This is a genomic window from Xanthomonas vasicola (assembly GCF_000772705.2).
In the GTDB taxonomy this organism is placed as follows: domain Bacteria; phylum Pseudomonadota; class Gammaproteobacteria; order Xanthomonadales; family Xanthomonadaceae; genus Xanthomonas; species Xanthomonas vasicola.
Window position 1 is genome coordinate 68,223 of the sequence record NZ_JSBW02000048.1, and the last position, 13,020, is coordinate 81,242.

Consider the following 13,020-nt stretch of genomic DNA (forward strand, 5'->3'; position numbering starts at 1 on the left):
GACCATGCCGGCGGCACGTCAGCAGCGTGGTGCGGCGGTCGAAGCGGCCGCACGCGCGTTGCTGGAGCAAGCCGGGCTGCGGCTGGTGGTCGGCAATGCCAACTACCGCGGCGGCGAACTCGATCTGGTGATGCGCGACGGGCAATCGCTGGTATTTGTGGAAGTGCGTTACCGGCGCGACGACCGCTTCGGCGGCGGCGCGGCATCGGTGGACTGGCGCAAGCGCCGCAAGCTGGTGCTGGCTGCGCAGCTGTTTCTTGGCGCCCACCCCGCACTGGCGGCGCTGCCCTGCCGCTTCGATGTGGTCGATGCCAGCGGCGAGCCGCCGGTATTGCAGTGGATCCGCGACGCCTTCCGCGCCGACGATTGCTGACCGCCACCGACGCGCACACCGACGTTCCGATGCCAAGCATCATGACCCATGCTGCAGTGCCATTGGCGCTCTGGTGCGCCAGTGAACGCGGCCGCATCTCGCCGCGCCTGCTCGCGGCCGGCATCGTGGCGGCGATGCTGCCGGATGCCGATGTGCTGGCATTCGCGCTGCATATTCCCTACGCCGATGCGTTCGGCCATCGCGGCGCCAGCCACTCGCTGTTGTTCGCTGCGTTGATGGCGTTGCTCGGCCTTGCAGCGCATCGTCTGTTGCGAGCGGATGCCGTGCAGGCAACTGTGTTTTTGTTCGTCTGCACCGCGTCGCACCCGCTGCTGGATGCGATAACCTCCGGCGGCCTGGGTGTTGCGCTGGGCTGGCCACGGAGCGAGACCCGCTGGTTCGCAGCGTGGCGGCCGATTCGGGTGTCGCCATTCGCGACCGGCTTCTTCAATGCGCGCGGCCTGACCACGCTGCTCTCCGAGCTGCGTTGGGTCTGGTTGCCGCTCACCGTCGCCGTGCTGGGGTGGAAATGCATCCAGCGCGCGGCACCACAGGACCACGTGTCATGACCGATGTACTTCCCACCGCACTTGCCGAGCTGTTGGCCGCGCGCCTCGGTGCCGATGGCTGGTTGACCGCCGACGATGCACGCCGCCGCTATGGCGAAGACGATTCGCATCGCTGGGCATTGCCTGCTGCGGTGGCGTTGCCGCGCGACACCGATGACGTGGTGGCGATCGTGCAGGCGTGCCGTGCGCACGGTGTGCCGATCGTGGCGCGCGGCGCCGGCACTGGCACCACCGGCGCGGCAGTGCCGTTTTCCGGCGGCGTGGTGGTATCGATGGCGCGCATGAATCGCATCGTTGCGCTGCGCCCGGAAGACCGCTGCGCAGTGGTGCAACCGGGCCTGCTCAATGGCGACCTGCAACAGGCGCTGCAGCCGCACGGATTGTTCTGGCCGCCGGATCCGTCCAGCGCGGAGATCTGCAGTATCGGCGGCAATTTGTCCACCAACGCGGGCGGCCCGCGCGCGGTGAAGTACGGCGCGACCCGCGACAACGTACTCGGCCTGGTGGCGGTGACCGGTACCGGCGAGGTGATCCACTGTGGCGGTGCGTACACCAAAAATTCCACCGGCTACGACCTTACGCATCTGCTGGTCGGCAGCGAAGGCACCCTGGCGATCATCGTCGAGGCAACTTTAAAGCTGACCCCGCGCGCACTCGCCCAGGCTGGCTTGCGTGCGCTGTACCGCGATGCCTCCAGCGCGGCGGCCGCAGTATCGCGGCTGATGGCGCAACCGACCACGCCGACCATGCTGGAATTCATGGATGCCAGCGCGATTGCTTTGCTACGCCGCAACGGCAGCGATGTGCCCGACGCCGGCGCCATGTTGTTGATCGAAGCTGACGGCGATCACGACACCTTGCCGTACGCGTTGCAGGCGTTGCACGACGCCGCCGATGGCGAGGGCGTGCTGAGCCTGGACGTGGCCGCCGATGGCAGCGCGCGCGACAAGCTGTGGGCCGCACGCCGCGCCTTGTCGCCGGCCTTGCGCACCATCAAGCCGGGCAAGATCAACGAAGACGTGGTGGTGCCGGTGTCGCGCATTCCCGAACTGGTCGCTGGCGTGGAAGCGCTCGCTGCGGAATTCGCATTGCCCATCGTCGCCTTCGGTCACGCGGGCAACGGCAACCTGCATGTCAACATCATGTACGACCCGGCCGATGCCGACGAAGACGCACGCGCACATGCCGCGCTGCCACGCCTGTTTACGCTGGTGCTGGCGCTGGAAGGCACGCTCTCCGGCGAGCACGGTATCGGCGTGGCCAAGCGCGACTTCATGACCCAGGCATTCAGCGCACCGACGCTGGCGGCAATGCGTGCGATCAAGGCCGCTTTGGACCCGGGTGGCATCTTGAATCCGGGGAAAGTCCTGCCGCCCGCCTAGTAACGCGCTTGCCTCAGCGCGTCACGCCGATAAACCGCAGACCCACGCCAGGCTCGGTGACGATGTAGTGCGGGGCGGCGGCGTCGTCCTGCAATTTCTGGCGCAGTTTGCCGACCAGGATGCGCAGGTAGTGGGTGTCGTCTTCGTGGGTGGGGCCCCACACTTCGCGCAGCAACTGCGGTTGGGTGACCACGCGGCCGGCGTGCTTGAGCAGCAGTGCGAGCAGTGCGTATTCCTTGCGGCTCAGCGGCACGGCTTCGCCGTTGAGTGTGACTTCGCGCAGGCCCAGGTGGATATGCAGGCGGCCGTCGTCGAACACGCTTTCTTCCACCGTGCTGCCGGCACCGGCCTGACGCAACAACGAGCGGATGCGCGCCATCAATTCCTGCACGCCGAAGGGTTTGGTGACGTAATCGTTGGCACCGGCATCGAGCGCGGCAACCTTTTCGGTTTCGCCGGCGCGCACGGTGAGCATGATCACCGGCACGCTGGACCACTGGCGGATCTCGCGCAGTACCTCATGGCCATCGCGGTCGGGCAGGCCGATGTCCAGCACAACCAGTTCGGCGCCCTGCCCGGCCAGCAAGGCCAGGCCTTCTTCGGCGGTGCCGGCCTGCAGCACCCGGTAGCCCTGCGCACGCAGGCTGATATCGAGAAAACGGCGAATCTGCGGCTCGTCGTCGACGATCAGCACACGGGCTGGCGGGATGGCAGTGAGGTCAGTCGGCATCAGGGCGAGGTGGCGCGGCGGGAACGAGCAACGGCAGCGTAATGCGAATTGTGGTGCCGTGACCATGCGCGCCTGCCAATGCCTCCACGCTGCCGCCGTGCGCGCCGATCATGCCCTGGCAGATGGCAAGGCCCAAGCCGGTGCCGTTGCGCCCACGGTCGCCGCGCTCCACGCTGTAGAACATGTCGAAGATGCGCGCGCGTTCGTCTTCGGGAATGCCCGGGCCCTGGTCGCCGATGTCGATCTGCAATGCGCCAACGCGCAGCTGCGCCTGCACGGTCACCGGCGCATCGGCTGGCGAAAATTTCGCCGCATTTTCCAGCACGTTGAAAATGGCCTGTTCGACCAGCGCTGGGTGCACCCAGATCGCCGGCAGATCGGCGGCCAGTTCCAGCTGCAGGCGCACGTCGGGCTGGTAGCGCTGCAGGCGGCGGGTGGCCGAGCCGATCAATTCGTCCACGCCGATCCAGTCGCGGTTCAAGGTCAGCCCGGTGTGGCCGAGCCGGGTCATGTCGAGCAGATTCTGGATGTAGCGATCCAGCCGCTCGCCTTCGAGCTGGATGGTGTCGAGCAGGCTGTGGCGGTCGTGCGCGTCCATCGCATCGCCGTAGCTGGCCAGGCTGCTGGCCGAGCCGATCATCGAGGCTAGCGGCGAGCGCAGGTCGTGCGAGACCGACGACAACAATGCCGAGCGCAGGCGCTCGGTTTCGCCACTCACGCGTGCACCTTCCAGATCGGCGACCAGGCGCGTGCGCAGCGCCGCCTGGCCGATGTCTTCCACCATCGCGTCGGCCAGGCGGCGTTGTTCCAGACCGGGCCGCTGCACGCCCTGACGAAAGCGCAGCGCGGCGACGCCAAGGGTGCCGCGCTCATGGCGCACCGGCAAGCACCACCACTGCGCCCCGGCCAGGGTATCGGTGAAGCGGCCGGCCGGCTGGCCATGCCGCTGGGTCCAATCGGCGGCGCTACGATCGAGCGCACCGAAGCTGGTGGGTGCGTCGCTTTCGCGCTGCTCCAGGCGTAGCCAGACATCGGCATCCAGCGCGGTGGTCAGCGCGCGACGGCCGGCTTCCAGCACCTGGCCCAGATCGGCAGCGGTGCTGAGCTGGCGGGCCAGCGCCTGCAAGGCATTGGCGTGCGCATTGGCCGCGCGCAAGGCCAACACCTGGCTGCGCAAACGCGAGGCCAGGCGGCCCGCAACCAACGCGGCGATCAGGAACATGCACACCGTCACCACGCCCTGGCGCGCGCTGATCTGCAAGGTGAAGCGCGGTTCGATAAAGAAGAAGTTGTAGGCGACAAAACTCAGCAGCGCGGCGACCACCGCCGCGGCCATGCGCGTGCGCGAGGCCACCAGCACGACTGCGACGATGAACACCATCGACAAGTCGTCGATGTCGGTCCAGCGTTGCAGCAACCATGCCACGCCCACCGCACCGGCCGCTGCAATCGCAGCGAATACCAGGTCGTAGCGCTGCAGCCATTGGCGCGGATGACGCCAGCGCTGACGCGCACGTGCACGCGCATCGGCGGAGCTGACGATGACCAGTTCGTAATGCGCGCCACGTTGCAGCAGCTGCTGGGTCAACGTGCGATTGAACATGCGTGCCAGCGGGCGTTCGCGGGTGCGCCCCAGCACCAGGGTGGAGATGCCGTTCTGCGAGGCGAAATCCAACAAGGCCTCGGCGACATTGGTCCCGTGCAATAATGCGGTATCGCCACCGAGGCGACGCGTCAACGCGAACGCGCGGTCGATTTCCAGCTGCCAGGCCGCATCGGTGACAGTGCGCGTCTGCACGGTGACTACCGTCCACGGTGCATCGCGCCGCTCCGACAAACGCCGCGCCACGCGTACCAGATAATCCGAGCTGCCACGGCCATCGATGGCCACCACCACGCGGCGTCGCAATGCAGCGGTGCCAGGCAAACCGCGCGCAGCCTGGGTGTCGCGCAGATCGCTGTCGACGCGGTCGGCTGCGGTCTGCATCGCCAACTCGCGCAATGCGGTGAGGTTGGAGGGCGAGAAAAACGCCTGCAAGGCCTGCGTGGCCTGCTCGGGCAGATACACCTTGCCCTGCTGCAGGCGCTCGATCAGTTCGCGTGGCGGCAGATCCACCAGCACGATATCGCGCAAGCGGTCGAATACGGCATCGGGCACGGTTTCGGACACGCGCACGCCGGTGATGCGCAGCACGATGTCGTTGAGGCTTTCCAGGTGCTGAATGTTGACCGTGGTGTAGACGTCGATGCCGGAATCGAGCAACTCCACGATGTCTTGCCAGCGCCGCTCATGGCGGCTGCCGGGCACGTTGCGGTGCGCCAGTTCGTCGATCAGGGCCAGCCGCGGTTTGCGTGCCAGCAGTGCATCCAGATCGAGTTCTTCCAGCATGCGGCCCTGGTAACTCACGCGAGCGCGCGGCAGCAGCGGCAAACCCTCCAGCAACGCAGCGGTTTCGCTGCGCCCGTGCGTTTCGACCACGCCGGCCACCACATCCATGCCCTGCCGCAGGCGCTCGCGCGCCCGCGACAACATGGCGTAGGTCTTGCCCACCCCCGGCGCAGCACCCAGGAACACCGTCAACCGCCCACCGTGTTCGCGCTGTAATTCGCCGATCAATGCATCGGCTTGCTGGGTGCGGGCGTCATTCATTCGGGGAATCTGGAATCGGGAATCGCAGAGCGTACAGCTGCGTGATGATCCTAGTGCGCTTGCTTCACACCATTTTCCATTCCCGACTCCCCATTCCCAGCCTTATCCAGCGCCAGATTCAGCGCGAGCACGTTGACCCGCGGCTGCCCAAGCAGTCCGAACTGTGGCGCTTCGGTCGCAGCCTGCACCAGTGCAGCGACGCGTTGCTCGGGCAAGCCGCGTGCGGTGGCCACGCGGCGGATCTGCACCTGGGCGCCGGCGGGGCTCAGATGCGGGTCCAGGCCACTGCCGGATTGGGTCAGCAGCTCGCCCGGTACTGCCTCCGGGGCGATGCCGTCGCGTTTGGCCACTTGGGCACGCGTGGTAGCGATACGGGCCAGCAGATCAGGATTGGAGCGCGCCTGGTTGCTGCCCGACGCGGCGGTAAGGTCGTACTTGGCGGCCGACGGACGCGGCTGGAAATAGCGCGCATCGGTAAACGGCTGGGCAACCAATGCCGAGCCGACAACGCGCGCATCGACACGCACCAATGAACCGGTGGCCTGCTCGGAGAACAGCGCACCGGTGATGTCGGTGGCGACCAGCGAGTAGGCCAGGCCCAGCCCGAACAGGGTGAATACCGCGAGCATCAGCGAACCGCGCAGGGCGCCGTCGTCGCGTAACGGCAAGGAAGAAGACATGGACATGTTCCCAGAAGAAGAAAGGTGCATCACACGTGGCTCAGCCACCGAAGACAGCAACCAGCACCAGATCGATCACTTTGATCGCAACGAATGGCAGCAACACGCCACCCACGCCGTAGATCAGCATGTTCCGACGCAACAACGCGGTGGCGCTGGAAGGACGAAAACGCACGCCGCGCAACGCCAGCGGAATCAATGCCGGAATGATCAACGCATTGAAGATCAACGCCGCCAGCACCGCGTGGCGCGGGCTGGAGAGCTGCATCACGTTGAGCGCGGCCATCGACGGGATGGCGGCAGCAAACAGTGCCGGCAGGATCGCAAAGTATTTGGAAACGTCGTTGGCCAGCGAGAACGTGGTCAACGCACCGCGCGTGATCAATTGCTGTTTGCCCACTTCCACCACTGCCAGCAGCTTGGCCGGATCCGAATCCAGATCCACCATATTGCCGGCTTCCTTGGCGGCTTGCGTGCCGGAGTTCATCGCCAGGCCAACGTCGGCCTGCGCGAGCGCCGGGGCGTCGTTGGTGCCGTCGCCGACCATTGCGACCAGCCGCCCACCGGTCTGCTCGGCACGGATGCGGGCCAGCTTGTCTTCCGGACGTGCCTGGGCGATGTAGTCGTCCACGCCGGCCTCGGCAGCGATGGCGGCAGCGGTAAGCGGGTTGTCGCCAGTGATCATCACCGTCTTGATGCCCATCGCACGCAACTGCGCGAACTTTTCCTTGATGCCCTGCTTGACCACGTCGCTCAACTCGACCACACCCAGCACATGGCGGCCTTCGGCCACTACCAACGGCGTGGCACCGCCACGCGCGACTTCTTCGATACGGCCCTGCAATTCCGGCGATACCGTGGCGCCCATGCCCTGCACATACGCCACGATCGAATCGCCGGCGCCCTTGCGGATGCTGCGCCCGCCAAAATCGACACCGGACATGCGCGTCTGTGCGGTGAACGCGATGAACTGGGCACCCTCCGCTTCCACTGCCACGGCACCTTGCTGACGCGCCAGCTTGACGATGGATTTGCCTTCCGGCGTGGGGTCGGCCAGCGAGGCGAGCATGGCCGCATCACGCAGTTGTGCGCGGTCGACGCCGGCCAGCGGATGGAACGCGGTGGCCTGGCGGTCGCCGTAGGTAATGGTGCCGGTCTTGTCGAGCAGCAGCACATCCACGTCACCGGCCACTTCCACTGCCTTGCCGGATTTGGCCAACACATTGGCCGACAACGCGCGGTTCATGCCGGCAATGCCGATCGCCGGCAACAGCCCGCCGATGGTGGTCGGGATCAGACACACCAGCAGCGCGATCAGCAGCAGCGGGTCCAGCGTCACGCCGACAAAGCCCGCAATGGCCGGCAACGATGCCACCACGATCAGGAACGTCAGCGTCATCGCGGCAAGCAGTAACGTCAGCGCAATTTCATTCGGCGTCTTCTGCCGATTGGCACCTTCCACCAACGCGATCATGCGATCGAGAAAGCTATGCCCCGGCTCGGCAGTGACCTTGAACACGATCTCGTCGGAGAGCACGCGCGTGCCACCGATGACGCCGCTGCGATCGGTGCCGGCTTCGCGCAACACCGGTGCCGATTCGCCGGTCACCGCTGCTTCGTTGATGGTGGCAACGCCACGCACAATTTCGCCATCGGCTGGTACGAATTCGCCTTCGGACACCATCACGTAATCGCCCGGGCGCAACTCTGCTGCCGGCACGCGGGTTTCGCGGCCACCGAGTGCGGTTTCCACCCGGCGTGCCACCAGGTCCTTGCGTGCACGCCGCAGCGAGGCCGCCTGGCCGCGGCCACGCGCTTCGGCAATGGCTTCGGCAAAATTGCCGAACAACACGGTGACGAACAGAATCGCCGTCACCGCCCAGCCGAAACCGGCATGCGAATGCCCGCTGGCGGTGATCACCGCCGCCAGCACCGTGCCGCCCATCACCACTGCCATCACCGGGCTGCGCAGTAGATGCCGCGGCGCCAACTTGCCGAAGGCGGCGCGCATCGCCGCAATCAGCACGGCGGCATCGAACAACGCTGCGTCACCGCGCTCGCGTTTTTCAGTCGTATCGATCGTAGACATTGCTCAAACTCTCAGGACGCCGCCAGGGCGAGGTGTTCAGCGATGGGACCCAGCACCAGTGCCGGCATGAACTGCAGCACGGTCAGCACCAGCACGATCGCCATCAGGGTCAGCGCAAAGGTGGGCGTTTCAACTTGCAGGCTGCCGGCCGACTCCGGCGCGCGGCGCTTTACTGCCATGCGCGCAGCTACCATCAGCGGCAAGATCAGCGCCGGGTAGCGACCCAGGGCAAGCACCACCGAGCAGCTCAGATTCCACCAGTACGTGGCATCACCCAGACCTTCGAAACCCGAACCGTTATTGGCAAATGCGGAGGTGTACTCGTAGAACACCTGACTGATGCCGTGGAAGCCGGGATTGGAATTGGCAGTAAACGCCGGCACTGCCAGTGCCACTGCGGTAAAGCCCAGCACCACCAGCGGCTGCAGCAGGATCAACAGCGCCAGCAATTGCACTTCGCGCGATTCGATCTTACGGCCGAACAACTCCGGCGTACGTCCGGTCATCAAGCCGGCCAGAAACACGCTGAGCAACAGATACACCACGAACTGCTGCAAGCCGCAGCCGATGCCGCCCCAGATGGCGTTGATCAGCATGTCGACCAGCGTGACCAGGCCGCTCAATGGCGCCAACGAATCGTGCATCGCGTTGACCGAGCCATTGGAGGTCTGCGTGGTCAACGCCGCCCACAACGCAGAGGCATCCGCACCGATGCGCACTTCCTTGCCTTCCATCAGCGCCGGCGAGGTCGCACTGGCCGAATGCGCTTCGGACCACAGCAAAAACGCGGTGGACGCGGCCGACATCGTCAACATGGTGCCGAACACCAACGCAGCGAGTCGTTTGCGCCCGGTCAGATAGCCGACCATGAACACCACGCTGATCGGCAGCAAAACGATGGCCAAGGTTTCCAGAAAATTGCTCAGCGGCGTGGGGTTTTCCAGCGCCACCGAGCTATTGGGGCCATACCAGCCACCGCCGTTGGTGCCGAGCTGTTTCACCGCCACCATCGCCGCAACCGGGCCCACTGGAATGGTCTGCTTGGCCATGCCGGCGCTGCTATCCAACGGTGTAGCGGTCGCTGCGCCCTGGAATGTCGACGGCACACCCTGCCAGCCGAGCAGAACGGTCCACAGCAGGCACAGCGGCAACAGCACGCGCACGCTGGAGCGGATCACGTCGGCCCAGTAATTGCCGACGTCGGCTTCAGGCAGCGCTTCCAAGCCGGACCCCGTGTGTTGGCGTCCCTGACGCGGCGATTCTGGCTCCGAAATCTCCGCCACGGCCGTCGTGTCCGATACCGGTGCAGCACCCGACGCCTGTTTGGCAGCGCGCCCACCGAACAACGCACGCAGCGTCGCCACCGCCAACGCCAAGCCCATCATCGGCGTCACCACCTGCAGGCCGACGATGCCGGTCATCTGCGACAGATACGACAACTGCGCCTGGCCGGAGTAATGCTGCTGATTGGTGTTGGTGACGAACGACACCATGGTGTGCAGCGCAGTATCCCAACGCATGTTCGGGATGGCGTCCGGGTTGAACGGCAGCCACGCCTGGGTCATGAACACCGCCCAGGTCAGCAAGCCAAGCACTAGGTTGCTGAGCAGAAATGCCACGCTGTAGCCGCGCCACGACATGCCCTGCTGCGGGCGCGTGCCGAGCAATGCGTACAACGGCCGTTCGATCCAGCCGAACAGCGCGTCGCCGCGCATCGGTGCGCCGCGCATCACGGCGGCCATGTAACGGCCCAGGGGCCACGCCAGCACGATGGCCAGCGCGTAGACAAGAAAAGTTTCAGTCATTGGAGCGCACTCGGATCAGAAGTCTTCGGGCCGCAGCACCACGTACAGCAGGTACGCAGCGGCAACGAGTACGGCCACGCCGCACAACAGGGACAACCAGGCAGGCATGTCAGTTACTCCCCGAGACGTGCGCACGTGGCGCGATGGATGCGATGTGTCGCAGCGTCGGCAGCGCGTGCGTGCCAACATGACAAAGCGCTGCCGCACTCTGCGCGCAGCGCCGATGAAGCAGGCAAGTGAAGGGATGCATCGGGATCGTCCACGGCGGAACCGCTCCGCCAACGTGCGCAGTCTCTGCCTGGGCTGCGTAAAGTCGCTATGGATCTGCCGCCGGCGCTGCGTAAAGTCCGCATAAAATGCGAGGGCAGCCTGAGCCTCAACCAGGTAGCCCGCCAGGCGCTCCAGCGGTCGGCTTCCCTCACTGCGGTGACCTGGCTGCACGCAGAGGGCAGCTATGCTGTGAGCCCCATCTGCTCTCGGGTCGCGCCGGACAGGGTGGCGCCAGGCAGTGCGCGCCCGCTTGTGTGACTTAGAGCGGCTAACAAAACGTAGCGAGCAGTCGTCAGGTGGGTGCGGGCGGCGCACAGGAACCGGAGTGTACGAGTGGTACATGCCGATTCCGAGCACCGGCCGCGCCCGCCTGGCGGCTGCGCAGTAGTTTTGTTAGCTGCTCTAAACCACACTCAATCAAACAGTGCTCACATGTCCATATACCTGCGCGACACAGTCGCAAGCATCATGCTGGCCGTGGCGATCGCGTCATCGCATCTGGCGATGAGTTCGGCGGCCTGGTTCGGGATCGCAGCAGCCTGCGCACGGACGGAGGCAATGACTGGTATCTGCTCGCTCGGGAAGAGGCTACCCGCCGCTGCAAGCACATCCAGGCTGCACAGATAACGCACCGCGGCAGGCTGCTGCGGCAACGCCCCAGCCAACCTCCTCAACACCGCAGCGCTACTCTCGGTGCTGTCCAATGCGTGCACGGCCCGCGTCAATTCCCTGAAGGCAGCCTGGCGCACTCCCGGATTGGGCAGTGTGTTCAACAAGGCCACCAAGTGGGTCAAGGCTTCGGCTCCATCGCCGGAACGCGCGAGGTGCTCGGCAAGCTGCGCATACGCCTGCTGGAATCGATGGATCGGCTCCAATCCGACAAGATGCAGGCGTAGGGTCACCTCCGCCAGCAGGCGGGGGCCGGTCTGAAGCGCGGCAGCCTCGGTTATCGCTAGGTTGACTGCCTCCTCGGGCAGCTGCCTGATCGCCGATGCCAGCAAATTAAACGGAAGTGCTCCGCCGATGCCTCCGGCAGCGCCACCCTGAGCCGGAGCCACAGCGCCTTGCGCTCCTGGCGCAGCATCACCTTGCACGCCCCCTGCATCAGCCTCTGCTACTGCCACCATATGGCCACCGTGCGCTGCTCCGGCAGCAGCCTGCAGCGCTTGCCTCCGCGTGGCAATCAAACTGGGCAAGATTGCATGGAAGGCGAGCGCGCGCAGGTCCTCGGGCAAGCATCCCAGGTCATCGGTCAAGCGCGCCATCACGCGAAATGCCATATTCCCTGAATAGCGGGTTGCACGATTCAACACAGCGGTAAACGCCTCAAATCGCTGCGCCCGCGGCAATGATGGAATCCGCGCCGCAAGCCTTCCGTACCTGCGCAATATCTGCTCGCTGCGATCTTGATCGGCCGGGTACGGGAAATGCGTCACCGCGTGTAAGGCCGCGCGCAGACGCTCGCCGCTACCGATCTCACCGAAATCGGTGAGAAGGTCATAGCACGGGTTACGGTCCATAAACGCCTGCATTTCCTCACGGGCAACCGGCGCCATCTCCCGCGAAGTTGAGCCGAGCCGCGCCATGCTTCTTGGGTCCAATCGACGCACGATTTCTCGCCGAAGATCGCGCGGGATTGGGGAAAGTCTGTCGAAGCGCTCGTCCTGCTCGATTTGTGCCCGCAGCGGATCGGGCAGTGGTCGGCTGGCCTGCGGCTGGGACGTCGACGCCTCTTCGGTCTGGCTGGTCGACGCCGCAGCATGCGGCAGACCGGTTCGGTTGATCGGCATCTCGGGTCTCCTGCGGTGTGCCGCAGCAGCGGCATCGCTGCGGTTCTAAGCGCGTACTTTCTCCAAAGCAACATCCTGTCTGCGGGCAGTTTCAGAAATCACGTTCGCCTGCACGAACGCGACGGCGCACACGCACAGACAGCCAAAGCCGAAACCTCCGCAGCAGCAATCGAAGCGATCGATTCTGCTGTTGGGTGGGTGCTGTGATGCATTGATCTTCACTGCAGCGATGGAATCGGCATCATCACGTTTCGCATGCACGCAGACGCTCCCATCACCCCGACCGGACCATGCATCAAGGCGCACAAAGGCGTATGCGTGCTCTCGCCGCTCGACCAACGCACCGAACTCCACGCTGGTGATCGCACACGATCGAGCTGCCAGGAACGCCTGCAACTCCTTACCGACTGTCGCGCCATCTATCGCACGACGCGGTCAAACCATCCATGGTTTATAGGCGCTCAACGCCGTGGTTTGGCGGGTTGCCCGGCCCGCAACCCGGCAAGCAGCTGCATACATCCGCGCGCCAGGAACAACGTTTATGCGTCGAGCCTCGTGGCTGCGTCGCCTTCAGTGCGTGCGCCGCCATTCGGAGGGACACTCCCTCGGGGTCTGCGCCGGGCGCCCGAGCATCATGGCGATGCAATGGCCCGAGGCGCCGTGTCCAAATCCGTCGTGCGGC

At 65.4% G+C, this 13,020-nt stretch carries 11 protein-coding genes and 1 other RNA gene; 3 read left to right on the forward strand and 9 right to left on the reverse strand.

Features of this window, described 5'->3' with window-relative positions; genetic code table 11:
- Window positions 1-4 precede the first annotated feature (4 nt).
- Genes NX05_RS13380 through NX05_RS13390 form a run of 3 tightly spaced genes read left to right on the forward strand, consistent with a single transcriptional unit; the run spans window position 5 to window position 2,324 of the window.
- On the forward strand, window positions 5-373 hold the full coding sequence (locus tag NX05_RS13380; protein ID WP_010367666.1) for a YraN family protein: 369 nt from the start codon (window positions 5-7) through the stop codon (window positions 371-373).
- 29 nt (window positions 374-402) lie between these two features.
- Window positions 403-942: a metal-dependent hydrolase gene (locus tag NX05_RS13385; RefSeq protein WP_039436924.1), complete on the forward strand. Its 540-nt coding sequence runs from the start codon at window positions 403-405 to the stop codon at window positions 940-942.
- Window positions 939-2,324, forward strand: a complete 1,386-nt coding sequence (locus tag NX05_RS13390) for an FAD-binding oxidoreductase (protein ID WP_039436655.1) — start codon at window positions 939-941, stop codon at window positions 2,322-2,324. Before NX05_RS13385 ends, NX05_RS13390 begins: the two co-directional genes overlap by 4 nt.
- Window positions 2,325-2,337: 13 nt before the next feature.
- Here the strand turns inward: NX05_RS13390 and NX05_RS13395 are convergent, their stop codons facing one another.
- From NX05_RS13395 to NX05_RS24215, 9 genes are all read right to left on the reverse strand, one after another.
- Window positions 2,338-3,054, reverse strand: coding sequence for a response regulator (locus tag NX05_RS13395; RefSeq protein WP_017118337.1), 717 nt, complete (start codon window positions 3,052-3,054; stop codon window positions 2,338-2,340).
- Window positions 3,044-5,704 carry a sensor histidine kinase gene (locus NX05_RS13400; protein ID WP_039436654.1) on the reverse strand — a complete coding sequence of 887 codons (2,661 nt, stop codon included), beginning with the start codon at window positions 5,702-5,704 and terminating at the stop codon, window positions 3,044-3,046. Before NX05_RS13400 ends, NX05_RS13395 begins: the two co-directional genes overlap by 11 nt.
- A gap of 50 nt (window positions 5,705-5,754) precedes the next feature.
- Window positions 5,755-6,384, reverse strand: a complete 630-nt coding sequence (gene kdpC / locus NX05_RS13405; RefSeq protein ID WP_026113173.1) for a potassium-transporting ATPase subunit KdpC — start codon at window positions 6,382-6,384, stop codon at window positions 5,755-5,757.
- A gap of 40 nt (window positions 6,385-6,424) precedes the next feature.
- Window positions 6,425-8,473 (reverse strand): potassium-transporting ATPase subunit KdpB, encoded by a 2,049-nt coding sequence (gene kdpB / locus NX05_RS13410; RefSeq protein ID WP_039436653.1) that lies wholly within the window; start codon window positions 8,471-8,473, stop codon window positions 6,425-6,427.
- An 11-nt stretch (window positions 8,474-8,484) separates the two neighbouring features.
- A complete protein-coding gene (kdpA, locus tag NX05_RS13415; protein WP_039436646.1) occupies window positions 8,485-10,278 on the reverse strand; it encodes a potassium-transporting ATPase subunit KdpA in 1,794 nt (597 codons plus the stop codon).
- Between the two features lie 15 nt (window positions 10,279-10,293).
- On the reverse strand, window positions 10,294-10,386 hold the full coding sequence (locus NX05_RS13420; protein WP_006452907.1) for a potassium-transporting ATPase subunit F: 93 nt from the start codon (window positions 10,384-10,386) through the stop codon (window positions 10,294-10,296).
- A 428-nt stretch (window positions 10,387-10,814) separates the two neighbouring features.
- A non-coding RNA gene (locus NX05_RS22625) (sX9 sRNA) lies at window positions 10,815-10,890 on the reverse strand.
- An 86-nt stretch (window positions 10,891-10,976) separates the two neighbouring features.
- A complete protein-coding gene (gene xopI, locus NX05_RS13430) occupies window positions 10,977-12,338 on the reverse strand; it encodes a type III secretion system effector F-box protein XopI (RefSeq protein WP_039436642.1) in 1,362 nt (453 codons plus the stop codon).
- Between the two features lie 45 nt (window positions 12,339-12,383).
- Window positions 12,384-12,734, reverse strand: coding sequence for a hypothetical protein (locus tag NX05_RS24215; protein ID WP_126922549.1), 351 nt, complete (start codon window positions 12,732-12,734; stop codon window positions 12,384-12,386).
- Window positions 12,735-13,020: the final 286 nt, after the last annotated feature.

Bases quoted from the DNA above. Each gene is read 5' to 3' on its own strand.
- NX05_RS13400 (WP_039436654.1), bottom strand. From the start codon at position 5,704: ATGAATGACGCCCGCACCCAGCAAGCCGATGCATTGATCGGCGAATTA.
- NX05_RS13390 (WP_039436655.1), top strand. From the start codon at position 939: ATGACCGATGTACTTCCCACCGCACTTGCCGAGCTGTTGGCCGCGCGC.
- NX05_RS13380 (WP_010367666.1), top strand. From the start codon at position 5: ATGCCGGCGGCACGTCAGCAGCGTGGTGCGGCGGTCGAAGCGGCCGCA.
- kdpA (WP_039436646.1), bottom strand. From the start codon at position 10,278: ATGACTGAAACTTTTCTTGTCTACGCGCTGGCCATCGTGCTGGCGTGG.
- kdpC (WP_026113173.1), bottom strand. From the start codon at position 6,384: ATGTCTTCTTCCTTGCCGTTACGCGACGACGGCGCCCTGCGCGGTTCG.
- xopI (WP_039436642.1), bottom strand. From the start codon at position 12,338: ATGCCGATCAACCGAACCGGTCTGCCGCATGCTGCGGCGTCGACCAGC.
- NX05_RS13385 (WP_039436924.1), top strand. From the start codon at position 403: ATGCCAAGCATCATGACCCATGCTGCAGTGCCATTGGCGCTCTGGTGC.
- kdpB (WP_039436653.1), bottom strand. From the start codon at position 8,473: ATGTCTACGATCGATACGACTGAAAAACGCGAGCGCGGTGACGCAGCG.
- NX05_RS13420 (WP_006452907.1), bottom strand. From the start codon at position 10,386: ATGCCTGCCTGGTTGTCCCTGTTGTGCGGCGTGGCCGTACTCGTTGCC.
- NX05_RS13395 (WP_017118337.1), bottom strand. From the start codon at position 3,054: ATGCCGACTGACCTCACTGCCATCCCGCCAGCCCGTGTGCTGATCGTC.